General features: G+C 66.2%; 23 protein-coding genes. 21 read left to right on the top strand and 2 right to left on the bottom strand.

Annotation, left to right across the window (positions count from 1 at the left end; genetic code table 11):
• The first annotated feature begins 4 nt into the window (after nt 1-4).
• The 16 genes from HNO88_RS02015 (at nt 5) to HNO88_RS01940 (ending at nt 15754) form a co-directional block, all read left to right on the top strand.
• Complete coding sequence (locus HNO88_RS02015) at nt 5-310, top strand: nuclear transport factor 2 family protein (protein WP_184242419.1); 306 nt, start codon at nt 5-7, stop codon at nt 308-310.
• Nucleotides 310-981, top strand: a complete 672-nt coding sequence (locus tag HNO88_RS02010) for a complex I 24 kDa subunit family protein (protein WP_184242222.1) — start codon at nt 310-312, stop codon at nt 979-981. Before HNO88_RS02015 ends, HNO88_RS02010 begins: the two co-directional genes overlap by 1 nt.
• The gene (nuoF, locus tag HNO88_RS02005) at nt 978-2288 is read left to right on the top strand and encodes an NADH-quinone oxidoreductase subunit NuoF (RefSeq protein ID WP_184242220.1); all 1311 of its coding nucleotides are present in this window, start codon (nt 978-980) and stop codon (nt 2286-2288) included. The genes HNO88_RS02010 and nuoF overlap by 4 nt, the downstream gene beginning before the upstream one ends.
• On the top strand, nt 2285-2536 hold the full coding sequence (locus HNO88_RS02000; protein WP_184242218.1) for a hypothetical protein: 252 nt from the start codon (nt 2285-2287) through the stop codon (nt 2534-2536). Before nuoF ends, HNO88_RS02000 begins: the two co-directional genes overlap by 4 nt.
• Before the next feature lies 1 nt (nt 2537).
• On the top strand, nt 2538-4556 hold the full coding sequence (gene nuoG, locus HNO88_RS01995; RefSeq protein WP_184242216.1) for an NADH-quinone oxidoreductase subunit NuoG: 2019 nt from the start codon (nt 2538-2540) through the stop codon (nt 4554-4556).
• Nucleotides 4553-5599 (top strand): NADH-quinone oxidoreductase subunit NuoH, encoded by a 1047-nt coding sequence (nuoH, locus tag HNO88_RS01990; protein ID WP_184242214.1) that lies wholly within the window; start codon nt 4553-4555, stop codon nt 5597-5599. Before nuoG ends, nuoH begins: the two co-directional genes overlap by 4 nt.
• The gene (nuoI, locus tag HNO88_RS01985) at nt 5596-6081 is read left to right on the top strand and encodes an NADH-quinone oxidoreductase subunit NuoI (RefSeq protein WP_159867439.1); all 486 of its coding nucleotides are present in this window, start codon (nt 5596-5598) and stop codon (nt 6079-6081) included. Before nuoH ends, nuoI begins: the two co-directional genes overlap by 4 nt.
• Nucleotides 6082-6168: 87 nt before the next feature.
• Nucleotides 6169-6786, top strand: coding sequence for an NADH-quinone oxidoreductase subunit J (locus tag HNO88_RS01980; RefSeq protein WP_184242212.1), 618 nt, complete (start codon nt 6169-6171; stop codon nt 6784-6786).
• The gene (gene nuoK, locus HNO88_RS01975) at nt 6783-7088 is read left to right on the top strand and encodes an NADH-quinone oxidoreductase subunit NuoK (RefSeq protein WP_159867433.1); all 306 of its coding nucleotides are present in this window, start codon (nt 6783-6785) and stop codon (nt 7086-7088) included. Before HNO88_RS01980 ends, nuoK begins: the two co-directional genes overlap by 4 nt.
• A gap of 4 nt (nt 7089-7092) precedes the next feature.
• Complete coding sequence (gene nuoL, locus HNO88_RS01970) at nt 7093-9204, top strand: NADH-quinone oxidoreductase subunit L (RefSeq protein ID WP_184242210.1); 2112 nt, start codon at nt 7093-7095, stop codon at nt 9202-9204.
• Nucleotides 9205-9268: 64 nt separating this feature from the next.
• The gene (locus tag HNO88_RS01965) at nt 9269-10801 is read left to right on the top strand and encodes an NADH-quinone oxidoreductase subunit M (protein WP_184242208.1); all 1533 of its coding nucleotides are present in this window, start codon (nt 9269-9271) and stop codon (nt 10799-10801) included.
• Nucleotides 10801-12264 carry an NADH-quinone oxidoreductase subunit NuoN gene (gene nuoN, locus HNO88_RS01960; RefSeq protein WP_184242206.1) on the top strand — a complete coding sequence of 488 codons (1464 nt, stop codon included), beginning with the start codon at nt 10801-10803 and terminating at the stop codon, nt 12262-12264. Before HNO88_RS01965 ends, nuoN begins: the two co-directional genes overlap by 1 nt.
• Before the next feature lie 15 nt (nt 12265-12279).
• On the top strand, nt 12280-12996 hold the full coding sequence (locus tag HNO88_RS01955) for a biotin--[acetyl-CoA-carboxylase] ligase (RefSeq protein ID WP_184242203.1): 717 nt from the start codon (nt 12280-12282) through the stop codon (nt 12994-12996).
• Between the two features lie 16 nt (nt 12997-13012).
• Nucleotides 13013-13789, top strand: a complete 777-nt coding sequence (locus HNO88_RS01950; RefSeq protein WP_184242201.1) for a type III pantothenate kinase — start codon at nt 13013-13015, stop codon at nt 13787-13789.
• 83 nt (nt 13790-13872) lie between these two features.
• The gene (locus tag HNO88_RS01945) at nt 13873-15450 is read left to right on the top strand and encodes a ribonuclease J (protein WP_184242417.1); all 1578 of its coding nucleotides are present in this window, start codon (nt 13873-13875) and stop codon (nt 15448-15450) included.
• Between the two features lie 13 nt (nt 15451-15463).
• Nucleotides 15464-15754, top strand: a complete 291-nt coding sequence (locus tag HNO88_RS01940; RefSeq protein WP_184242199.1) for a DUF1467 family protein — start codon at nt 15464-15466, stop codon at nt 15752-15754.
• Nucleotides 15755-16017: 263 nt separating this feature from the next.
• On the opposite strand, the gene HNO88_RS01935 is transcribed toward HNO88_RS01940, so the two are convergent.
• Nucleotides 16018-18690 carry a coiled-coil domain-containing protein gene (locus HNO88_RS01935; protein WP_184242197.1) on the bottom strand — a complete coding sequence of 891 codons (2673 nt, stop codon included), beginning with the start codon at nt 18688-18690 and terminating at the stop codon, nt 16018-16020.
• A 71-nt stretch (nt 18691-18761) separates the two neighbouring features.
• On the opposite strand from HNO88_RS01935, the gene HNO88_RS01930 reads away from it, so the two are divergent.
• From HNO88_RS01930 to HNO88_RS01915, 4 genes are all read left to right on the top strand, one after another.
• Nucleotides 18762-19064 (top strand): Hpt domain-containing protein, encoded by a 303-nt coding sequence (locus tag HNO88_RS01930; protein ID WP_184242195.1) that lies wholly within the window; start codon nt 18762-18764, stop codon nt 19062-19064.
• Nucleotides 19065-19148: 84 nt separating this feature from the next.
• Nucleotides 19149-20399, top strand: coding sequence for a hypothetical protein (locus tag HNO88_RS01925; RefSeq protein ID WP_312856973.1), 1251 nt, complete (start codon nt 19149-19151; stop codon nt 20397-20399).
• A gap of 35 nt (nt 20400-20434) precedes the next feature.
• Nucleotides 20435-21334, top strand: coding sequence for a hypothetical protein (locus HNO88_RS01920; protein WP_184242193.1), 900 nt, complete (start codon nt 20435-20437; stop codon nt 21332-21334).
• A gap of 2 nt (nt 21335-21336) precedes the next feature.
• Nucleotides 21337-22716 (top strand): sensor histidine kinase, encoded by a 1380-nt coding sequence (locus HNO88_RS01915; RefSeq protein WP_184242191.1) that lies wholly within the window; start codon nt 21337-21339, stop codon nt 22714-22716.
• A gap of 7 nt (nt 22717-22723) precedes the next feature.
• On the opposite strand, the gene HNO88_RS01910 is transcribed toward HNO88_RS01915, so the two are convergent.
• A complete protein-coding gene (locus tag HNO88_RS01910; RefSeq protein WP_184242189.1) occupies nt 22724-22927 on the bottom strand; it encodes a hypothetical protein in 204 nt (67 codons plus the stop codon).
• 74 nt (nt 22928-23001) lie between these two features.
• Here HNO88_RS01910 and HNO88_RS01905 point away from each other — a divergent pair, with 74 nt between their 5' ends.
• Nucleotides 23002-24513: a hypothetical protein gene (locus HNO88_RS01905; protein ID WP_312856972.1), complete on the top strand. Its 1512-nt coding sequence runs from the start codon at nt 23002-23004 to the stop codon at nt 24511-24513.

Genomic DNA, 24513 nt, shown 5'->3' with positions numbered 1-24513 from the left:
AGAGATGATCGCGCACTACAATGCGCAGGACGCCGACGCTTATGTCGAGCTGATGACCGAGGATGCCTGCGAGGCGAGCTATCGCGGGGCGGTTCTGCGGGACGGTCGCGAAGGCGTTCGTTCCGGTCTGAAGGCCATGTTCGCCGAATTTCCGCAGAACCGGGCCGAGATCCTCAAGGGCTATGAGCTGGGCGAGTACGTCGTCCTGCACGAGACCGTCTCGCGCTCGGCCGAAGCGGTGCCGTTCGAGGTTATGTCGATCTACAGTTTCGAGGGCGACAAGTGCTCTCGCGTGGAGTTTGTTCGCTAATGGCCGAGCGTAGCATCGAACCCGACACGCCCGAGCTGCGGGCCCGTTGGGGCCAGTTCGCCTGGACGCAAGGCTGGGCGGACAAGGCCAAGGCGGCGATCGCGCGCTATCCCGAAGGGCGTCAGCGCTCGGCGGTGATGGCGTTGCTCGACTATGCGCAGCGCCAGGTCGGCGAAGAGACAAACACGCAAGGATGGTTGCCGATCCCGGTCATCGAGTTTGTCGCGCGTGAGCTTAGCATGCCGGTGATCCGGGTGCTCGAAGTCGCGACCTTCTACACGATGTTCAATCTCGTTCCGGTCGGTCGCTACCATGTGCAGGTCTGCGGCACGACGCCGTGCATGCTGCGCGGCTCGGATGACATCATCGCCACCTGCGAGAAGCGGGGCATGCATCACGGTCACACCACCAAGGACGGTCTCTGGACCTTCACCGAGGTCGAGTGCATGGGCAACTGCGCCTCTGCGCCGATGGTGCAGATCAACGACGACAACTACGAAGACCTGACGCCCGAGCGGATGGATGCGATCCTCGACGCCTTGGCGCGCGGCGAGCAGCCGAAGACCGGCACGCAGGAGCCGGGCCGACACACCGTCGAGCCCGCCGGCGCGCTCTCCACGCTCACGGCCATGGTCGACGAGAACCACGATTACCGGGGTGAGTGGGCATGAGCCTCGCCGACAAGGACCGCATCTTCACCAACGTCTACGGCTATCAGCCGTGGAACCTGGCCGCCGCCCAGGCGCGGGGCGATTGGGACAACACCAAGGACCTGATTGCGCGCGGACGTGACGCGATCATCCAGGAGATGAAGGACTCCGGCCTGCGCGGCCGTGGCGGTGCGGGCTTCCCGACCGGCATGAAGTGGTCGTTCATGCCCAAGGAGCCGCCCAAGGACGCCGCCGGCAACCCCAAGCCCAGCTTTCTGGTCATCAATGCCGACGAGTCCGAGCCAGGCTCGTGCAAGGATCGTGAGATCATCCGCCACGATCCGCACAAGCTGATCGAAGGCGCGCTCGTCGCCGGCTTTGCCATGAACGCGCGCGCGGCCTACATCTACATTCGCGGCGAATACATCCGCGAGGCCGAGACGTTGTTCGCGGCAGTGCAGGAGGCCTACGACGCCGGCCTGCTCGGCAAGAACGCTGCGGGTTCGGGCTACGATTACGATGTCTTCGTCCACCGCGGCGCGGGCGCCTACATCTGCGGCGAAGAAACCGCGATGATCGAGAGCCTGGAGGGTAAAAAGGGCCAGCCGCGCCTCAAGCCGCCGTTTCCGGCCGGCGCGGGCCTCTACGGTTGCCCGACCACGGTCAACAACGTCGAGTCGATCGCCGTCGCGCCGACCATCCTGCGCCGCGGTGCATCGTGGTTCTCCAGCTTCGGCGCCGAGAACAATCGCGGCACCAAGCTCTTCCAGATCAGCGGCCACGTGAACCGGCCCTGCGTCGTCGAAGAAGCGATGAGCATTCCATTCAGCGAACTGATCGAGAAGCACTGCGGCGGCATTCGCGGCGGCAAGGACAATCTGCTGGCGGTGATCCCCGGTGGCTCGTCGGTGCCGTTGGTGCCGGCCGCGCAGATCTGGGACGCGCCGATGGACTTCGACGGCCTCAAGGCGGTCGGCTCGGGCCTCGGCACCGCGGCCGTCATCGTCATGGACAAGTCCACCGACATCGTGCGCGCCATCAGCCGCATCTCGTACTTCTACAAGCACGAGTCCTGCGGCCAGTGCACACCCTGCCGCGAAGGCACCGGCTGGATGTGGCGGGTGATGGAGCGCCTGCGCACCGGCGAGGCGCATGTCGAGGAGATCGACATGCTCCAGCAGGTCACCAAGCAGGTCGAAGGCCACACCATCTGCGCGCTCGGCGACGCGGCGGCGTGGCCGATCCAGGGGTTGATCAAGCACTTCCGTCCGGAGATCGAGCGCCGCATCGAAGAGCGACTTGGTGGTCTGCGGGAGGCTGCGGAGTGAGCGAGCAGCCTGACGATATCGTTCTGGAGATTCTGAAAAGTCTGCAGCACGAGCTTTCGCTGGTTCGGCGCGACCAGGCTTCGCAGGCGCTGCGCTTGCTGGCCATGGAAGACCACCAGCGTGGATTGCTGACGTCGCTTCATGGCGTCATGACATCGATACTCGGTGTAGAGACGGACATCTCTGCCATGAAAGATCGCATCGACCGGATCGAACGCCGTATCGGTCTGATGGACACGGAACACTGACATGCCCAAGCTGAAAGTCGACGGTGTCGAGATCGAGGTGCCCAACGGCGCCACCGTGCTTCAGGCCTGCGAGCTCGCCGGCAAGGAAATCCCGCGCTTCTGCTATCACGAGCGGCTGAGCATCGCGGGCAACTGCCGCATGTGTCTGGTCGAGGTGAAGCCCGGACCGCCCAAGCCGCAGGCCTCGTGCGCGCTGCCCGCCGCCGACAACCAGGAGATTCGCACCGACTCCGAGATGGTCAAGAAGGCGCGGGAAGGGGTGATGGAGTTCCTTCTGATCAACCACCCGCTCGATTGCCCGATCTGCGACCAGGGCGGCGAGTGCGACCTGCAGGACCAGTCCGTCGCCTATGGCCGTGGCGGCTCGCGCTACCACGAGAACAAGCGCGCGGTGACCGACAAGAACATGGGCCCGCTGATCAAGACGCAGATGACGCGGTGCATCCACTGCACCCGCTGCGTTCGCTTCTCCGAGGAAGTTGCGGGCGTCGACGAGATCGGCGCGCTCTATCGCGGCGAGAGCATGCAGATCACCACGTATCTGGAGCATGCCGCCAAGCATGAGCTCTCGGCCAACGTGATCGATTTGTGCCCCGTAGGCGCGCTGACCAGCCGGCCCTATGCCTTCGAGGCGCGGCCCTGGGAGCTGAAGAAGACGCTCGGCATCGATGTGTCGGACGCGACCGGCGCCAACATCCGCATCGACGCGCGCGGCCGCGAGGTCATGCGCGTGCTCCCGCGCATCAACGACGACGTCAACGAGGAGTGGCTGAGCGACAAGGGCCGCTATCAGGTCGACGGCCTGACCAAGCGGCGGCTCGACCGACCGTATCTGCGTAGGGACGGCAAGCTTCAGCCCGCCAGCTGGAACGAGGCGTTCGCCGCCATCGCTTCGCTGAACCCGGGTAACAGCATCGCCGCGATCGCCGGCGACATGGTCGACTGCGAGACGATGTTCGCGGCCAAGCAACTGCTCGGTGCGCTCGGCTCGACCCAGCTCGAAGGTCGTCAGACCGGCATGGATTACGCCACCGACAGCCTGGCGGCGGTAAACTTCAACTCGACCTTCAACGGTATCGAGACCGCCGATGCCATCCTGATCGTCGGATCGATGGTCCGCTGGGAAGCGCCGCTGGTGCATGTCCGCATTCGCAAGGCTGTCAAGCGGGGCGCCAAGGTGTTCCTGATCGGGCCGGAGTGGGAGACTACCTGCGGCGGCGAGTTCCTCGGCAACGATCGCGCGTTGCTGGGCAACCTGCCGGGCCACGTGTCGGATGCGTTCGCCAATGCCAAGCGCCCGGCGGTTATCCTTGGCGGGGCAGGGCTGGGCAGCGGCGGACTGGACGCCGCGCTGGCGTTCGCCGGCAGCCTCAACCTCGTGCGCGACCTTGAGGACGGCACGAAGTGGAACGGCTTCAACGTCCTGCACATGGCGGCAAGTCGTATGGGCGGGCTGATGCTTGGCTTCGCACAGAAGGGCGGCATCGCCGATCTCGTCGCGGCAAAGCCCAAGGTCGTCCTCTCGCTCGGCGCCGACGAGGTGGACTACGCCAAGTTCGCCGGGTCGATGATCGTCTACATCGGCCACCACGGAGACAAGGGCGCCCATGCGGCGGACGTCATCCTGCCCGGTGCGGCCTATACCGAGAAGGCGGGCACTTACGTCAACACCGAGGGACGCGTGCAGTTCGCCGACAAGGCGGTGTTCGCGCCCGGCGACGCACGTGAGGACTGGACGATCCTGCGCGCGCTTGCCGATGCCTTCGGCGTCTCTGTCGGCTTCGACAGCTTCGACGATCTGCGGACCGCGATGATTTCGGCTGTTCCGGCGCTTGGCATCGAGGGCCTGGCGGACTACGGAAGCGTCCTGCCGTCCGGCGGCGGCTCCGCCAGCGGCGCCATCGCCTATCCGATCCAGGATTTCTACATGACCAACCCGATCGCGCGCGCCAGCGCGGTGATGCAGCGCTGCTCGGCCGAACTGCTCCACGGTGAGGACCTGGCGGAGGCGGCCGAGTGACCGCGTTCTTCCAGAACCTGGGCATGTCCTACGAGTGGGCGTGGGCGATCGCGACCATCTGCGGCATCCTGCTGATCGCGCTGCCGCTGATGCTCGGCGTGGCGATGATCATCTATGCCGACCGCAAGATCTGGGCGGCCATGGCGCTGCGCCGTGGCCCCAACGTGGTCGGCCCGTTCGGCCTGCTGCAAAGCTTCGCGGACGGCCTCAAGGTCTTCCTGCAGGAAACCATCGTCCCTTCGGCTGCGAACAAGGGCATCTTCCTGATCGCGCCGATCGTGACCTTCACGGTCGCGCTGCTTGCGTGGGCGGTGATCCCGTTCAACTCGGGCGCGGTGCTGGCCGACATCAATGTCGGCCTGCTCTACGTGCTCGCGATCAGCTCGCTGGGTGTCTACGGCACGGTCATGGCGGGCTGGGCTTCGAACTCGAAGTACCCATTCTTCTCGGCCATGCGCGCGTCGGCGCAGATGATCAGCTACGAAGTCTCGATCGGCTTCATCCTGATCTGCGTGGTGCTGTGGGCCAACAGCTTCAACCTGAACGAGATCGTGCTCGCGCAGAAGGGCGCTGGTCTCGGCTTCGTGAACGGCTTCTGGTTCAACATCCTGCTGTTTCCGATGTGGGTGATGTTTCTGATCTCCGGCATGGCCGAAACCGGCCGCGCCCCGTTCGATCTGACCGAGGCGGAATCCGAGCTCGTCGCCGGCTTCCAGACCGAATACTCGTCGATGTCCTTCGCGCTCTACTGGCTGGGCGAATACGCCAACGTGCTGCTCATGTGCGCGCTGAACGCAACGCTGTTCTTCGGCGGCTGGCTGCCTCCGTTTGAGATCCCGTTCCTCTACTGGGTCCCCGGCTTCGTCTGGCTGCTGCTCAAGATCCTGTTCTTCTTCTTCATCTTCTCCTGGGTGAAGGCGACCGTGCCCCGGTATCGCTATGACCAGCTGATGCGGCTGGGCTGGAAGGTCTTCCTGCCCGTTTCGCTCGGGTTTGTGGTGCTCGTCTCGGGCTGGCTCATGTTTACGAGGTATGGCGCATGAGTGTCGCCCAACTGGTCAAGAGCTTCACGCTCTGGGAATTTTTGAAGGCGCATGCCCTGACGCTGAAGTACTTCTTCAAGCCCAAGGCGACGATCAACTATCCGTTCGAGAAGAACCCGCTGTCGCCCCGCTTTCGTGGCGAGCATGCGCTGCGCCGTTATCCGAACGGCGAGGAGCGCTGCATCGCGTGCAAGCTGTGCGAGGCGGTCTGCCCGGCGCAGGCGATCACGATCGAGGCCGAGCCGCGCAACGACGGTTCGCGCCGCACCACGCGCTACGACATCGACATGACCAAGTGCATCTTCTGCGGCTTCTGCCAGGAAGCGTGCCCGGTCGACGCCATCGTCGAAGGTCCGAACCTCGAGTACTCGACCGAGACGCGCGAGGAACTGCTTTACGACAAGGCGAAGCTGCTGGCGAACGGGGACAAGTGGGAGCGGGCGCTGGCCGCGAACCTTGAAGCCGATGCGCCCTACCGCTAGGGCCGCCGCGATGTCAGGGGCACTCATGATTCCCAACCTCGTCATCCCCGCGCAGGCGGGGGCGACGGCAGATATGGTCGAGCCGTCGTGATCCACGTTTTCGCCTTCTACCTTTTCGCCGTGCTGACGATCGCCTCGGGCGCCGTCACCATCCTGGCGCGCAACCCGGTGCACTCGGTGCTCTGGCTGATCCTGGCGTTCTTCAACGCCGCCGGCCTGATGGTGCTGGTCGGCGCCGAGTTCATCGCGATGCTGCTGGTCATCGTCTATGTCGGCGCTGTCGCGGTGCTGTTCCTGTTTGTCGTCATGATGCTCGACATCGACTTTGCCGAACTGCGGGCCGGTTTCGTCAAGAACTTCCCGCTCGGCATGCTGATCGCGGTCGTGTTGCTGGCCGAGATCGTGCTGGGCGTTGGCGCCTATAAGGCCGGCGCGATGCACCTTGGTACGCCTGACGGCACGGCGATCACCGCGCCGGGAGCGAGCAACATCGCCGCGATCGGCCAGCTGATGTACGGGCGCTACCTGTTCTTGTTCGAGGCATCGGGCCTGGTCCTGCTGGTCGCCATGATCGGCGCGATTGTGCTGACTCATCGCCAGCGCAGCGACAGCCGCGGACAGAACGTGGCGAAGCAGAACGCGCGCCGTCCGGACGAGGCAACCATCAACATGAAGCCTGAGGTGGGTAAGGGGATGACGCTGTGATCGGCATCGAACACTACGTCGTCGTCAGCTCGATCCTGTTCGTGCTGGGCGTCCTGGGGATCTTCCTCAACCGCAAGAACATCATCGTCATCCTGATGGCGATCGAGCTGATCCTGCTGTCGGTGAACCTTAACCTGGTCGCGTTCAGTGCCTTCCTGCACGACCTTACCGGCCAGATCTTCGCGATGTTCGTGCTGACCGTGGCGGCGGGCGAGGCGGCGGTCGGTCTAGCGATCCTGGTCATCTACTTCCGCAGCCGCGGCACCATCGCGGTCGACGACGCCAATCGGATGAAGGGCTAAGACGTTGCACTCCATCCTTATCATCGTCTTCCTGCCGCTCCTGGCAGCGATCGTCGCCGGGCTCGGCAACAAGCAGCTGGGCAACTTCGCGGCCAAGGTCATCACGACCGGCGCGCTGTTCGTCGCCTGCGCTCTGTCCTGGCCGATCTTCCTCTCGTTTCTCAGCGGCAATGCCGAGGCGAGCGTCGTCCCCGTGCTCAAGTGGGTGCAATCGGGCACGATGACCTTCGACTGGGCGCTGCGCGTCGACACGCTGACGGCGGTCATGCTGGTGGTCATCACCAGCGTCTCGGCGCTCGTGCACCTCTATTCGTGGGGTTACATGGAGGAGGAGCCGGATCAGCCGCGGTTCTTCGCGTACCTCTCGCTGTTCACCTTCGCCATGCTGATGCTGGTGACGGCCGACAACCTCGTGCAGATGTTCTTCGGCTGGGAAGGGGTGGGCCTTGCCTCGTACCTGCTGATCGGCTTCTGGTTCCGCAAGCCGTCCGCCTCTGCCGCCGCGATCAAGGCCTTCGTGGTCAACCGCGTGGGCGACTTGGGCTTCATGCTCGGCATTTTCGGCACCTACCTGGTGTTCAACACCGTCTCGATCCCTGAAATCCTGCAAGCCGCGCCCGCGATGGCTGGCTCGACCATCGGCTTTCTGGGTCACCGTTTCGATACGCTTACGGTGCTGTGCCTGCTGCTGTTCATCGGCGCGATGGGCAAGTCGGCGCAGCTGGGCCTCCACACCTGGCTGCCCGACGCGATGGAAGGCCCGACCCCGGTCTCGGCGCTGATTCACGCGGCCACCATGGTCACCGCGGGCGTATTCATGGTCTGCCGTCTGTCACCGATGTTTGAGGCCGCCCCGACCGCGCTCGGCTTCGTGACCGTGATCGGCGCTTCGACCTGCTTCTTCGCCGCAACGATCGGCTGCACCCAGTGGGACATCAAGCGGGTCATCGCCTATTCGACGTGTTCGCAGCTGGGCTACATGTTCTTCGCCGCGGGCGTCGGCGCGTTCGGCGCCTCGATGTTCCACCTGTTCACGCATGCGTTCTTCAAGGCCCTGTTGTTCCTGGGTGCCGGCTCGGTGATCCACGCGATGCACCACGAGCAGGACATGCGGTACTATGGCGGCCTGCGGAAGGAGATCCCGATCACCTTCTGGGCGATGACGGCGGGTACGCTGGCGATCACCGGCGTCGGTATCGCGGACGTGTTCGGCTTCGCCGGGTTCTACTCGAAGGATGCCATCCTTGAGGCGGCTTACGGCTCCGGCTCGCAGTCCGGCAGCTATGCCTTCTGGCTCGGCATTTTCGCCGCGCTGATGACGAGCTTCTATTCCTGGCGACTGGTCTTCCTGACTTTCTTCGGAAAGCCGCGCTGGGCTGCGTCCGAGCACATCCAGCATGCGCTTCATGACGCAAACGGCCACGGCCACGACGCGCACGAGACACATGGCCACGGCAGCGAGGCCGAGAACGCACCTGCGCAGGAGGACTCCGGTCACGAGGACCACGGGCACGCCGCTGGTCATCATGGGCCCAGCGCGCATGAGAACGAGGGCACCGGCGGCTATCATCCGCATGAGAGCCCTCTGGTCATGCTGATCCCGCTGATTGTGCTGTCGATCGGCGCGGTGTTCGCAGGCTTCGTGTTCCACCACGCCTTCATCTCCGAAGGTTCGGGCGAGTTCTGGAAGGGCAGCCTGGTGTTCGCCGAGCACACGATCCACGCGATGCATGGCGTGCCGACCTGGGTGAAGTGGGCGCCGTTCACCGTCATGGCCATCGGCCTGCTGACCGCCTGGTACGGCTACCTCAAGAACACGCGCTTCCCGGCCGCTTTTGCCGAGCAGATCGGACCGATCTACACCTTCGTCTATCGCAAGTGGATGTTCGACGAGCTGTATCACTACGTCTTCGTTGTGCCCGCGCTGTGGCTGGGCCGCGTGTTCTGGAAGGTGGGCGATGTCGGCGTGATCGACCGCTTCGGTCCGAATGGTGCCGCCTGGGTCGTCGCCAAGGGCTCGCGCTACGCACAGAAGGTGCAGTCGGGCTATCTCTACAGCTACGCGCTGGTCATGCTGATCGGCCTCGTCGCCGCGATCACGTGGGTCATCAAGTGAGGGGTGATCCAGTGAGCCGCGCGACCATGGGGAATATGATGTTTGTGATCTTGGGGGGAGTGTGATGGGGGGCTTTCCGATCCTCTCCCTGATGCTGCTGGTGCCGTTGGTCGGCGCCATCGCCTGCCTCAAGCTCGAGGCGCAGGCCGCGCGTACGGTCGCGCTGGTCGCCACGCTGATCGACTTCGCGCTGGGCGTGGTGCTCTGGGCCAATTTCGACATCGGCGGCGCGCAATGGCAGTTCCAGGAGCGCCACGCGGTGTTCTCCAGCTTCTCCTATGCGCTGGGTATCGACGGCATCGCGCTGACACTGATCATGCTGTCGGTGTTTCTGATGCCGGTCTGTATCGGCGCCAGCTGGACGTCGGTGACCAAGCGCGTCGGCGAGTACATGGCGGCGTTCCTGCTAATGGAAACGCTCATGATCGGCGTGTTCGCGGCGCAGGACCTTTATCTGTTCTACATCTTCTTCGAGGCCGGCCTCATTCCGATGTACCTGATCATCGGGGTATGGGGCGGCGACAACCGAATTTACGCCAGCTACAAGTTCTTCCTCTACACGCTGCTCGGTTCGGTCGTGATGCTGATCGCGATGCTGTGGATGGCCAACCAGGCCGGCACCACCGACATCCCGACGCTGATGGCCTATGACTTCGATCCGCATGTCCAGACCTGGCTGTGGCTCGCCTTCTTCGCCAGCTTCGCGGTGAAGATGCCGATGTACCCCGTCCACACCTGGCTGCCCGACGCGCACGTTCAGGCGCCGACCGCCGGCTCGATCATCCTGGCGGGCGTGCTCCTCAAGATGGGCGGCTACGGCTTCATCCGCTTCTCGCTGCCGATGTTCCCGGAGGCGAGCGCGCAGTTCGCGCCGCTGATCTTCGCACTGTCGATGCTGGCGGTGGTGATCACCTCGCTGATCGCATTGGTGCAGCACGACATGAAGAAGCTGATCGCCTATTCGTCGGTCGCGCACATGGCGATCGTGACGCTCGGCCTCTTCGCCTTCAACGTGCAGGGCTTGGAAGGCTCGATGCTGGTCATGCTCAGCCACGGCCTCGTGTCGGGCGCGCTGTTCCTGTGCGTCGGCGTCATCTACGAGCGGCTGCACACCCGTGAAATCAGCCGCTACGGTGGCCTTGCCATCAACATGCCGCGTTATGCGCTGTTCTTCCTGCTCTTCACGATGGGCTCGATCGGCCTGCCGGGCACATCCGGGTTCGTGGGCGAGTTCCTCAGCCTTGGCGGTGTGTATCAGGTCTCGACCTGGGTTGCGCTGGTGGGCACCACCGGCATCATTCTTGGCGCCGCCTACATGCTCTATCTCTATCGCCGCGTCGTCTTCGGTGAGCAGAAGAACGCCGACGCCGCTGCCATGCCGGACCTGACCTTGCGCGAATACCTGATGATGATCCCGCTCGGCCTCGCGGTGCTGTGGATGGGCGTCTATCCCGAGAGCTTCATCGCGCCGATGCGTGCGGATATTGCCGCGCTCGACGCACGTCTCGCGCGTGCCAGGCCGGCATATGACGGCAAGTTGATGATCGGAAAGGGCGCGCCTGTCCACGAAGCCGCGGCTGAGGGAGGCCACCACTGATGGATCTCGCCCATTCGCTGCGGCTGATCGCGCCCGAAGAGACGCTTAGCATCGCCAGCCTTGTGCTGCTGCTTGTCGCCGCCTGGAGCGGTGACAAGGCCTCTCGCCTCATCTCGATCCTGGCCGTCGCCGTTCTCGTCGGCTGCATGGCGCTCGTTGCGCCGGCATTGTGCTATGGCTTGTCCGGCCCGGACGTTGCCGCATTTGGCGGCCAGTACCGCGCGGACGCCTTCGCCGCGTTCGCCAAGCTGCTGATCTATGGCTCGTCCGCTGCCGCGCTGATCATCGCGCCCGCTTTCTTCGACCGCCTCGGCCAGATGCGAGCCGAGTACCCGGTCCTGATCCTCCTGGCTGCGCTCGGCATGGGCATGATGGCCTCGGCGGGCGACCTGCTGACGCTCTACATCGGTCTGGAGCTGAACTCGCTCGCCTCGTACGTGCTGGCGGCTCTGCTCCGCAACGATGGGCGCTCGGCGGAGTCGGGCCTCAAGTACTTCGTGCTCGGCGCGCTGGCTTCGGGCATCCTGCTGTTCGGCGTCAGCCTGGTCTACGGGTTCACCGGCACGACCTCGTTCGCGGGGATCAATGCCGCGCTTTCCGGCAACCTTGCCGCCGGAGCGCTGTTCGGCATCGTGTTCGTGCTTGCGGGTCTCGCCTTCAAGATCGCCGCGGTGCCGTTCCACATGTGGACCCCCGACGTCTACGAGGGCGCTCCCACTCCGGTCACGACCTTCTTTGCCACAGCTTCCAAAGCCTCTGCGCTGGCGCTGCTGATGCGCGTCTCGCTCGAGGCGTTCGGTTCGCAGGCAGATGCGTGGCGCCAGATCGTGATCTTCGCGGCCATCGCCTCGATCGTCGTGGGTGCGCTGGGCGCCATCGGTCAGTCGAACATCAAGCGCCTGATGGCCTACTCGTCCATCAACAACGTCGGCTTTGTGCTCATCGGTTTGGCCGTGGCAACGCCACAAGGCGCGGCGGCGATGTTGACCTACCTGGTGATCTACATCGCCATGTCACTCGGTGGCTTCGTCGCGATCCTGATGCTCAAGGATGAGGATGGTCGCCCGCTGGAAGCCATTGCCGACTTGTCCGGCCTCTCACGCACCCGTCCCGGACTGGCGCTCGCATTGGCGATGATCATGTTCAGCCTGGCCGGCATCCCCCCGCTGTTCGGTTTCTGGGGCAAGTTCGTAGTGTTCCAGGCGGCGGTGCAGGCCGGCTTCGTGGCATTGGCCGCCATAGGCATTGCCGCTTCGGTGATCGGCGCATTCTACTACATCAAGATCGTCAAGATCATGTACTTCGACGAGCCGGTCGACACGGTGCGTGGACGCAGCGACTGGGCGCACACCGCCCTGCTCGTGATCACCGCCGTGTTTATGTCGCCGCTGGGCTACCTGCTGACCAAGTGGCTCGACGGCCTGGCGCAGACCGCTGCCTCCGTGCTGTTCCTGGCCGCTTAGAGAACGCCGGCCGATTTGATCGAGGTCATCGCCGAAACCGGCTCGACCAATGCCGACCTTGCTGCGCGGGTTGCCGCCGGCGAAGCCATGGCAGAGGGGCATTGGCTGGTGGCGGACCGGCAGGTTGCCGGGCGTGGCCGGCAAGGCCGCGCCTGGAGCGATGGCGCCGGCAACTTCATGGGCTCGACTGCGGTGCACTTGCAGGCGGGGGATCCGCCGCCGCAAACGCTGTCGCTGGTGGCAGGCGTGGCAACTTACGCGGCCGTCGAAGCGCTGGCGCCCGGACTTCCCGGCCTGGCGCTCAAGTGGCCGAACGATCTGCTGGTCCGTTCCGCCAAGCTCGCCGGCATTTTGCTCGAGCGGCGCGGTGATGCGGTGATCGTCGGGGTCGGCGTGAACCTCGTTCAGGCGCCGCGGCTGCCGGAACGCCCGACCGCCTGTCTAACGGACCTGGGCCATACGGTCGCTCGCGACGGCTTTGCCGACATGCTGCAGACCTGCTGGGCCCATGCCCTGCGTCTGTGGCGCAGCGGTGGATGGGAGCAGTTGCGTGCCGATTGGATCGCGCGCGCGCATCCGTTCGGCACGCCGCTCAAGGTGCATGGGCCTGAAGGCGAGGTGCTGCATGGCACTTTCGGAGGGCTTGATCCCGATGGGGCCTTGCAACTCCAGCTGGCGAGCGGCACGAGGCGAACTATCCACGCCGGCGAAGTCGATCTCGACCGCCGCTGACCGGGACAACCATTCCATGCTGCTCGCGATCGATGCCGGCAACACCAACGTGGTCTTCGCGCTGTTCGATGGCCACACGCTGAAGGGCCGTTGGCGCATCGCGACGGACCCGCGCCGCACTGGCGACCAGTATGCCGTGTGGCTGCTGCAACTGCTGCAGATCCGCGGCGTGGAGCGCAAGGCGGTGGACAAGATCATCATCTCCACCGTGGTGCCGCGCGCGCTGCACAACCTGGAGGTGCTGGCGCAAAATTATTTCCAGATAGAGCCGTTGATCGCCGGGCAGGGGGCAGCGTCCTATGCGATCGACATCGATGTGGACGAGCCGCGCTCACTCGGCTCGGATCGCGCGGTGAACGCCGTCGCCGCCCATGCCAAGTACCCGGGCGACCTGATCGTCATCGATTTCGGCACCGCCACCACTTTCGACGTCGTCGACTTCAATGGCGCCTACAAGGGCGGCATCATCGCGCCCGGCCTCAATCTTTCGCTCGATGCATTGGTGGGGAACACCGCCAAGCTCCCACGCATTGCGATCGAAGTTCCGGCGAACGACAGCGTCATAGGCCGCAACACCGAAGACCAGATGCTGATCGGGGTGTTCTGGGGCTATGTGGCAATGATGGAGGGCCTGATCGCCCGCATGCGCGCGCAGATCGGCCGTCCGGCCAAAGTGATTGCCACCGGCGGCTTGGCCGTCCTGTTCAACGAAGCGACCGAGATCTTCGACGCGGTCGATGCCGACCTGACCCTTGCGGGTCTAGCTATTCTGGCGGAGCGTTCCGACACGTGACTGATAATACCAATAAGCCTAAGAACAATACACCGGGCGAAGAACTGCTGTTTCTGGCGCTGGGTGGCTCCGGCGAGATCGGGATGAACGTCAATCTCTACGGCTGTCGCGGCAAGTGGATCATGGTTGACCTGGGCATGACGTTCAGCGGCGGCGAGTACCCGGGCGTCGACCTGGTCTTTGCCGACCTCGACTTTATCGAACAGCGCCGCGAGGATTTGCTCGGCATCGTCCTGACTCATGCGCACGAGGACCACATCGGTGCGGTGCCGTACTTCGCCAAGAAGCTGGGTGTGCCGCTCCACGCGACACCGTTCACCGCGCGCCTGGTGGCGGCCAAGCTGGAGGAGGAGGGCATCCTCGACCAGATCGAGCTGAACGTCGTCAACGACCTGGATGAGTTCGAGCTCGGCCCGTTCGGCATCAGCTACGTACCGCTGGCGCACTCCATCGCCGAGGGCAACGCGCTGCTGATCGACACGCCGTTCGGCCGCGTGTTCCACACCGGCGACTGGAAGATCGACGAGGAGCCGCAGATCGGCACGCCTGCCACCGCCGCTGAGCTCAGCGAGATCGGTGACGAAGGCGTGCTGGCGCTCGTGTGCGATTCCACCAACGTGTTCAATCCGGAGTCCTCGGGCTCGGAAGGTGAGGTCTATCGCGGGCTGCAGCTCGAAGTCGCCAAGCACAAGGGCAAGCGCGTCCTCGTCACCACTTTCGCGTCTAACGTGGCCCGGTTGCAGACGCTGGGCGCCGTGGCCAAGGCGACCAAGCGCAAGCTGTGCGTGGCCGGGCGTTCGCTCGACCGCATGATCGAGGCGGGGCAGGCCAGCGGCTACCTCAAGGACTTCCCCAAGCCGGTCGACTTCGACACCGCCATGTCGCTGCCACGCGGCGAAGTGCTGATCGTCGCCACCGGCGGCCAGGGTGAGCCGCGCGCGGCCCTGTCGCGCATTTCCGAGGGCAACCACCAGCTCAGCCTGGAAGCGGGCGACGTGGTGCTGTTCTCCAGCCGCCAGATCCCGGGCAACGAGATCGCCATCGGCCGCATCCAGAACCGTCTGGCCGAGCAGGAGGTGCTGCTTGTCACCGACCGTCAGAGCCTGATTCACGTCTCCGGCCACCCAGGCCGCCCCGACCTGGAGGCGCTCTACAGCTGGATCCGGCCCGAGATCATCGTGCCGGTCCACGGCGAGATCCGCCACATGCGCGAGCAGGCGCGGTTCGGCCTGTCCTGCGGCATCCCCAAGGCGGTGTTCCAGCAGAACGGCGACCTCGTCCGCCTGGCGCCAGGCAAGCCGGGCAAGATCGACGAAGTGCGCGCCGGCCGCCTGGTGCTCGACGGCGACATGATCGTACCGGCCGATGGCGACGCGATTGTCATGCGGCGGCGCCTTTCGAACGTGGGCATGGTCTCGGTCGCGATCGATGCCACGGGAGCGGTACAGGTCGACGCCTTGGGTCTGCCGCTCGACGCGGACCGTCAGGCGTTTCTCGACGAGACGCGTCGCGATGTCGAGGATGCGCTTGCCGCCGCGCGCAAGGCCCGTGCCGAGCCGGACAAGCGCCGCGAAGCGGCCCGGCTCGCCGCGCGCCGTGCCGCAGGGCGCTGGACCGGCAAGAAGCCGCAAGTGCTGGTCATGATGGCCACCGAGCGCTGAGGAGCCTGCCCTCGTGAAGTGGACCTCCGTTCTTGCGATCTATGCGCTGCTCTGGGTGCTCGCAGCGTTCCTCGTCATGCCGTTCGGATTGCGCACTCCAAACGAGGTCGCGGATCATCGAGTAGAGACGGGCCACGCAGACAGTGCGCCGGTGAACTTCCGTCCGGGCCGGATCGCTCTGCGGGCGACGATCCTGTCCTTGGTGATGATGTTCGGGTTCTACTTGAACTACGTTTATGGGTGGATCGAAGTCGAGGACCTCAACTTCTACGGTCCCCCGCCGGTGAAGAGCATGGGGTATTGAGGTCTGGCCGCGAGGCGTGCTTGCGGCTGACGTTTAACGGAGCGTCTGGATCCGAGGCAACGCGTTCCAGGCGATTATCTCCTCTCCCCGAGCGGGGAGAGGTAGCGCAGCTTACCGCGAAGCGGTTAGCGTAGTTGGGAGAGGGGCTTCGGCGCTGAGCGCACACCGGCCTCTCTCCAACTTCGGCTAGGCGCGTACCGGGCCAAGCCTTCGTGCCCTCGCTCCTTTCACGGAGGGGAAAAGCTTACCGCCGAAGCTCGATCCTAATTCCGCAGCCTCTCGATGCCTTGAGCCAGCGCCACGTAGAGCTTGCCCATATCCGACGAGAGCAGCGTGACGCCGAGCGCGTGGCCTTCGCGGGTGGGAAGCACCTGACGCAGCAGCGATTCGAAGTCGTGGATGTAGCGGCTGACGTGCTCGCGAAAGGCATCGTCACGCTCGAACAGCTGTTGGATCGCGCGGGACTCGCCGGAGTCGAGCAGGGATACGGCACGACGAGTGAAGATCCCCCGGTCGCCTTTGAGATAAGCGGCCCAGGCCGTATCGGCCACGTCGGCGGACAAGGCAGAGGCGATGTCGATGGCGTTCGACTTGAGCGAGTCCGCGATCAAGGCCGCGCGGCGGCTGAAATCGTTGTCGACCTGATCCTGTGCCTGTTCGCGCGCGAGGGCGACGCGGGTTTCGAGGCTGGCCACGGCTTCCTCGACCGAGGCGAGCTGTTCGCGCATCTGCACCGCGGCTTCGCGCCCGGCACCCGAAGCATGCGCGACGGCCTGCTCCAGCGCGCCGGCCGCTTCCGCGGCGCGGGGGCGCATGACCCGGTCGATCGCCTTGGCGCTCTCGTCGCCGAGGCGCTCGGCCAGGTCGCGCACGCGGGTGGCGCCTTCGTCTTCCAGCGAGGCGAGCACTGCGCGTACGCTGGCGGCGAGGTGCTCGATGGCACCGGCGAGTTCCTCGCGCGTGCGGGTGCCGATCCGCTCGCCCGCGCTCTCGACGTCGCCCAGGCTGGCGCGCAGCGCGCCGATCTCGGCGTAGTGCGTCTCGTTGCGCTCCGAGATGGCGGACTGCCCGGCAACGAGGTCGGCCTGCACCGCCGCAAGCGCATCGCGCAGGCCATCGATCGCGGCATGCAGTTCGGTGCTACGGCGAGAGCCCGTCTCGATGTCGTCGATCAGGTGCAAGACCTTGTCGCCCAGGCGCGAGAGGCGATCGTCGGCCACCGCCAGCGCTTCCGGCAACACACCGGAGCTATGCTTGGCGCTTGCCTGGATGAGCTCCAGCAGGCGCACGCTCGCGTCGGTCAGGCGCTCGACTTCGCCCTCGGTGGCGGCGAGAGTCGTGCGCGAGGCGGTGAGACGGTCGCCAAGGGACGTGAGGCTTCGCGAGAGCGCGGCCTCGACCTCGGCGCCGCTCTGCGCCACCGCGGCCATGCGTTCGCCGTGATCGCTGAGCGAGCCGACCAGCGCTTCACTGCGCCAGGCGAGCGCGTCGGAGTGGCGCTCGTGCTCGGCCAGGCGCTCGGCCACCGCACCGTCCAGTGCTGCGAGCTGCGACTGGATGCGGGTGAGGGCGGCCTGCTCGCCGGCCGAGATCTGCGATTGCAGCTCTCCGGCCCGCGCCCGCAAGCGATCGACCCGCTCCTCCAGGGCGGAAAGCACCGCCTGATCGTCGGCGGAGAGGCGCACGCGCAGTTCCTCGCTGGCGCGCGCCAACTTGTCGATACGCTCGCGCAAGGAATCCATGCCCACGCGCTCGGTTTCGCCGATCCGCGCATCGAGCTCAGCGCGGCGTTCTTCCAGGGCCGACAGGCGGGCCGTCCACGCGTCGGCAGCGCGGGCCTCGCTCTCCTGCAGAGCGCGTCCGACCACGCCGCTCTCGTCGCGTAACGCGGTCAGGCGCGCACGCAATGAGGTCAGGCTTTCGGCCTCGTGCACGTCGAGCGCGCCGCGGACGCCTTCGACTTCCTGTTCCAAGGCGGATGCGCGCGTGCGGATGGCGGCAAGCATTTCCACCTCGTCGGCTTCCATGCGCGTGCGGAACTCGCTGCCGCGCTCGGCCAAAGCCTCGAAGCGTGCCGCGGCGAGGCGATCGAGGTCCTCGCAGACGCCGGTGAAGTTGGCCGCCGCGGCGTCCATCGCCTCGCGCACGGCGCGCACCTGGTCGGTGCAGGCGGCACCGAACTCGTTCAGCCTGCCGAGGCCGCTGATCAGGTCTTCCAACTGGACGTGCGCGGTGCGGCCTGCGTTGCCGATGTGGTTGGTGACGTCCTTTGCGGAGCTGGCGATCACCGGCAGCTGACCGCGCAGACGGTCCATGTTTTCGAGCGCCGACTTGCTGACCGACTGAATGGTGTCGAGCCGGCCGCCGTTCTCGCGGATCAGGTCTTGCAGGCGGTCGGCATTCTGGGTCAGCCGCTCGACCGCGAGCCGGCCCAGCGACTCGAGGTCGCGCGATTGAGCGGCGACGAATTCGCGCGCCAGGCTGAGCTCGCCGTTGACGGTGCTCAGGCGCAGCTCAAGCTGCGCACTCTCGCGCGACAGCAGAGCCGCAGCGTCGCCGAAGCGAAGCGCCTCGCGCCGGCTGCTGCGCATCACCAGGAGCCAGATTACCGCGACCAGCAGCACCGGCACAGCCCATTGCACGACAAGCGCGGGCACTTGCGCGGCTGGCGTCGCAGGCAAGGTGCCCCATTGCGACCAAGCGAAGAACGCTGACCACGCTAGCACCACAAAGAGCGCTGCGGCCGGAGCGGCATAGCTTTTCCAGGCCGGCGCCGAAGCAGGCTCCTCGCTGTCCCAATCCGATACATCCTCGGATGATTCTGGCGAGTCGCCGACGGACTCGGAGCTGCTCTCCAGCACCGGCATCCCAGCTTCGCCGCCGGTTTGCTCGGCCCCGTTCGCGCCGAACGCGATGATGCGTGTTTCCCCTGCCATGGTCGTAAATTATCACGACAGACGGCGTGCGTTAAACCCCGGTTTAACCGATTGGCGCCTAGCGCTTGTGGATGGCTTACGAAGCAGGCGCCCTCGAGGCCACTCTCCAGGCTGCCGCGGGCGGCGATGCGGCGCTTTTCGCGGAGCTGCGTGCGGCTTATGCCGAGAGTGTCGCGCGGCAGGTCGATCTGCTCGAACGCTCGCGCTGTGACGGCAACTGGACGCTTTCGGCGATGCGGCTGAAGGGGCTGGCGGCGAGCTTCCATGCCAAGCAATTGCTGGACCTGGCTGAGCAAGCGCTCATAGCGGCGCCAGGCGAGCCGACGATCGTACGACGGCTCAAGGCCTATGTGGGCGAGGTCACGGCGGACTGAGGCACGATCGAGCGATCGGCGCCGGGCTCGATTTCCACAGCCCCGCTTGGCACCTCGTCTGCTAGCGCCTAGGATTGCCGCTTCGTGACGCCGCCGGGCGTCGGCGCGCGAAAGGGGAGCACGCTGCGCATCGCCTTGCTTTCCATGCTCGAACCCGCGGGATCCGGCCAGCCGTTCCCGCGCGCGTTCCTGCGCATTGCCGGGGCGAGCCTGGCCCAGCACCAGCTGGGGCTGGCGCTCGCGCTCGATTGCCAGCGATTGATATGCCTGGCTCGCGGTACTTCGCCTGAGCTCATCGCATTGCAGCACGCGGCGGAGGGCGCAGGCTTGCGCTTCCATATCGTTGCCGGGCCGCAGCAGCTCTCTGCCCTGGTGACCGCGACCGACGAACTGATCGTAGTGACGGAAGGCCTGTTCGCAGATCCGGCCCAGGTCGGATCGCTTCTCGAAGGCACCCGCCCTGTTGTGTTGGCGCTGCCGGACGACGGAGCCGTGTCGGACAGGTTCGAGCGGCTCGACATCAACAACGTGGCCGCCGGCATCATGCGCATCCCCGGCTCGCTGGTGGAGCGGCTGCACGACTTGCCGCACGATGTCGACGCTACCTCCGCGCTGACCCGGATCGCGCTGCAGTCCGGCGCGCAGATGCGCCCGGTTCCGGCAGAGGCGCGGACTGGCCCTGCCTGGCGCATGATCCGCAGCGAGAGCGAAGCGCTGGCGACCGAGACCGAGTGGCTGCGGCTGCGCCTGGGTCGAAGCAGTGCCGTGACCCTTTCGGACCGTCTGGCCCGAGTCGGCGTGCTCTCGTTCGGCTCTTCGCTGCTGCACGGCGGCAATGCCAGCGGCGCATCGAGCGTCGGGGCCCTTGCCGCGCTGGTCGTCGCGATCGCGCTGGGGTGCCTGCACTTGATCGTGCCCGCCTTCGTGCTGGTGGCGCTTGGCTGGGTGCTGGTGCGTGCGACCGAGTTGCTGCGCGGCGCCGAGCGGCAGGCCTATAGCGTCATGGCTCCGGCGATCCCGCGCGCCGACGTGCTCGGCTGGGTGACCGACCTGACGCTCATCGCGGTGTGCCTGCTGGGTGTGACCGAGACGAGTGGAATGGCGCCGATCCCGATCGGAAATGCGCTGTTCGCGCCGCTGATGCTGGTATTGATGCTGCACCTGGCTCCACGCCTGCTCAACGACGGCCTCGCCGCCTGGACTTGCGATCGGGCGGCGCTGGCCTTGGTGCTGGGCGTGGCCGCGGCGCTGGGCTACTTGGACGTGACGGTGCGCATCCTTGCGGTGGCGCTGACGCTGGCAGCCATCGTGCTGCCGCCAAGACGGATCAACTAACCCGGCCTTAACCAGCCGGCCTTATGCAAAAGGGCATGTTCGAGACAGCCGTGCGCATCGAGAATGGGGAGTCCGTCGAGGAGAACCTGCGCGCGAAGCTGGCGCGAGGCGATGCGCTGGCCGGCACGGTGCAGCCGATCCTGCGTCATCTGCTCGGCAGCGACCATGCGGCGATCTTCGGGGACGAAATCCTCGCGCGCGTGCGCGGCATGGCGGCGCACCTGGCCGAGCAACTGCTCGGCGGCAGCTCGGCGGGGCGCGGTGAGGCGCTGGCGCGGACGCTGCTCGACGATCCGGCGGTGCTCGCGCATCTCCATGCACTGGCAGTGGAATGGCAGTTGACCGAGCGCTTGGAAGAGAGCGCCGCGATCGATCCGGTGGTGCCGCCTCTGCTGCAGGCTCTGCTCGCCTCGCCCGACGCCGGGACGAAGGAGGCGGGGATGAAGGTCCTCGCCGCACAGGCGCGCTGGTGCCAGGCGCAGCGCCGGATGCAACTTCCGATCGCGGAACTGCCTGGCGAACTGCTGCAGATCGCGCTGCTCGCCGCGCGCACCGTCACGCCCGATGGCGCTCCAGGCGAAGCGCGGATCCGGGCAGGGTATGACGAGGGCGCGAGCCGGCTGGGCCTTGCGGCAAGGCTGGTGACGAGCCTGGGCAGCGCTGCCGTCGCCTTGCTCGATCTCGACCACGCCGGACTCGGCCTGTTCCTCACGGCATTGGCCTATGGCTCGAAGCAGCCGCGCGATGCCTTGTCGCTCTGCCTGCACGAGGGCCAGGCCACGCGCCTCGCCTTGTCGCTGCGAGCGGCAGGTCTCGGCGCTGCCGCCACGGAGCAGCAGCTGTTTCGCCTCCACCCGAACATGGCCGCGCCCGACGGTCTTGCCCGTGTGAGCTGCGAACAGGCGGCCGCGCTTCTCGGCGGGGACGAGCATTGAGCGTGGCTGTGCAGGAACCGATCCTGGCGCGGGCCGCCAGCGACGGCGCGGACCGATTGGTCCATGCCGAGGAGCCGCTGGCCGGGCTTCAGCGCAACTGCGGTGGCGATCTGCCCGGCCTGATCGCTGTGCCCGAACTGCTCGAACTGGTCCGCAAGGCGCGTCTCTATCGCTTGCGCCTCGCTCGCTCGATCAGCGCGCAGGATGGCGGGGAAGCCATCACGGCCTGGGTCGAAGTCGATCCGCGCGGTGAGGACGAAGACGGCTGCGACATCGTGTTGCGTAGCTGGCAGTCCGCGCCGATCGCGCCCGACGACACCCGCCTCGCGATCGACCGGCGCGCCGCGCTTGATCGGGAGGTGAGTGAGCTTTCGGCCCGCCTCGACGCCGAACAGCGCATCCTCTTCGTCACCAGCGACAGCCCCGATCTGCAGGAACTGGCAAGGGCCATGAGCGCCGGCCTAGGGCGTCCGTTCACCGACTTCCTCGCGCCCGAAAGCCACGGCGCGCGTGCGCTGCACTGGCGCCTGCTCGATGGTGCGCCGGTGCGGGTCTCAGGCTCAAAGCGGGACTGGCGCATCGTGCTGCTGCCTCAAGCCAAGCCGGGTCACGATCCGGTCGGTTTCGAATTGCTGCTGGTTTCGGATGAGCCGCCGCCAGCCGAGGAGCCTGAAGGCGAGATCTCGCTGGTGCCCGGCAGCCAGGGTCTCGTCGGTCATGATCTCGCGCCCGTTCTGCGCCAGCCGATCGCGCGCATCGTCGCCAATGCCGAGACGATCCGCAGCCGGCTCGCCGGACCGCTGCCCGATGCCTACGCCAACTATGCCGCTGAGATCGCCAACGCCGGCCGGCTGCTGCTGGGGCTGGTGGAGGATCTCGGAGATCTCGAGGTCGTGGAGTCGGCCGGCTTTGCCACCGCGCCCGACCACATCGATCTGGGCGAAGTGGCGCGCCAGGCCGCCGGCATCCTGGGCGTGCGGGCGCGCGAGAAGGGCATCTCCGTCGCCGCACCCGTCGCGGCCTTGCGCGCCGTGGCCGAGTTCCGCCGCGTGCTCCAGGTCCTCATCAATCTGATCGGCAATGCGATCCGCTATTCGCCCGAAGGTTCGCGCGTCGAGGTGCGGTTGGAGCGTCATGGCGGACAGGCGTGCGTGATCGTCTCGGACGAAGGCCCGGGGCTCGCCGAAGCCGACCAGGCGATCGTGTTCGAAAAGTTCGAGCGGCTGGGCCGCAGTGGCGATGGTGGATCGGGGCTCGGCCTCTACATCTCACGCCGGCTGGCGCGCGCCATGGGCGGCGACCTGCGGGTGGAGAGCGAGCCGGGGCAGGGCGCACGCTTCATTCTGGAAGTGCCCGCCGATGGAGCCGCGGACCCGCAGTGACCCGCCTTTACCGCGCTCGCGGGTTGGCGAGCCAGAGCACGATGCCGCCAGCCGTTGCCAGCAACAAGCCGTTGCGTGCCCAGGTACGGTCGGCCAGCATGAAGCTGTCCGCCGGCCAGGCGATCACTCCCGTTCCTTGTCCCAGCCAGAGCAGGCCAAGGGCAATCGCCAGCACCGCGATGATGCAGGCGCCGATCCGCACGAAGCGCATGTCCAGTCCTCTCGTTGGTGGCCCGGCACGGAGCATAGACCCCCGGCGAGCTCTTGGCGAGGAAAGGCTCGCGCGTGCCGCGACTTAGCTCAGATCGAGCGCTTCCGCTCGGCTGGCTTGCCGCATTTGCGGCGCTGCTGGCGTTGGTACCGGTGCTCTTCGTGCCGATCGCCGGTTTCGCCGACGCGCCTGCACATCTCGCACGTCACTATATTCTGGCGACGTCCTCGTCGGCCGGTCCGTTGTCGCGGTACTTCGCCGTGCAATGGCAATGGATCGCCAACCTGGGCGAGGACATCCCCGTCACGCTGCTGAGCGGCTGGCTGGGTGCGGAATTGGCGACCCGCCTCGTCACCGCGCTGATCGCTCCGCTGACGATCGCCGGTGTCTTTGCCCTGTCACGGGCGGCGCATGGGCGCATCTCGGCCAGTGCGTTCCTGGCCCTGCCGCTCGTGCTCAACCAGGCGTGGATGTATGGCTTCCTGAATTACTGCCTGGGCATTGCCCTCGCGCTGTTGACGGCGGCGTGGCTCTACGCGCGCAAGCCTGACACACCGCGGACGCGCATCGGCCTGGCCCTTGCCGCCCTGGTGGTCTGGACCGCGCACATGGCGAGTTGGGCGACGCTGCTGCTGCTCGCCGCCGGGAACGAACTCGTTGCGCTGCGCTCGGTGCGCGACGTCTGGCCCGCCGTGCGACGCAACCTTCCGCTGCTGATCCCGGTCGTTCCGCTGCTGCTGTGGCGCGCGCATTCGAAGGGCTCGGACTTCTCGTGGGTCTACGAGGATGTCCTGCGCACCAAGGTAGCCGTCTTCGCAGGCGCGCTGCGTGGCACCTGGATGAAGCTCGACTTTGCCGTGCTTGCCCTGGTGGCGCTGGCCGCCTTCATGGCGCTGCGCTGGGCCGGCCGGCGGCAGGTCGAGCCGCGCCTCGCGATCTCCGGCTTGCTCCTGGCTGCAGGAGCGCTGGCGGCGCCCGAGTATCTGCTCAACTCCTGGGGCACCGATCTACGCACCGCGCCGATTGCAATCCTGATGTTCGTCCTGGCGATTGCTCCGGCGCGCGATCCCGGCCGCGAGCGGTTGCTCTGCCTGGCCGGGCTTGCGCTCTTCGCAGCGAGGCTTGGCAGCGTGACGTGGATCTGGGCCGAGCGCAGTCCGGAGCTTGCGCAGCGGCTGACCATGCTCGATGCGGTGCCGCGGGGCGGGCGCCTGGGCTACATCTACGTTCGGCCCGATTGTGACGGCTGGGCGCTCACGCCGGACGAGAAGCTTGCCAGCTATGCGGTCGTTCGCCGCCAGGCGTTCGCCAACACGCTGTTCATGGTCGACAACGCCCGACTGGTCACCATCCGCGATCCGCACTTGCAGGAACGCTGGAGCAGCGATTCGCAGCGGGTGCAGCGCTCGTGTCCGGAGGGTCGCATCGACATGACGGCTCTGAAGGAGACGTTGCTTGCGATGCGCACCGACGATTTCGACGCGATCTGGGTATCGGGCGTGCCTACGCGCGAAGTGCCCGTCGTGGCGGGCTATGCAGTCGCGCAGCGCCGCTCGGCCGAAACCATGCTCGTGCGCAAGCGCTAG

The sequence above is a fragment of the Novosphingobium chloroacetimidivorans genome, from assembly GCF_014204535.1.
Lineage (GTDB): Bacteria > Pseudomonadota > Alphaproteobacteria > Sphingomonadales > Sphingomonadaceae > Novosphingobium > Novosphingobium chloroacetimidivorans.
This window is presented reverse-complemented; position numbering and strand designations above follow the sequence as displayed.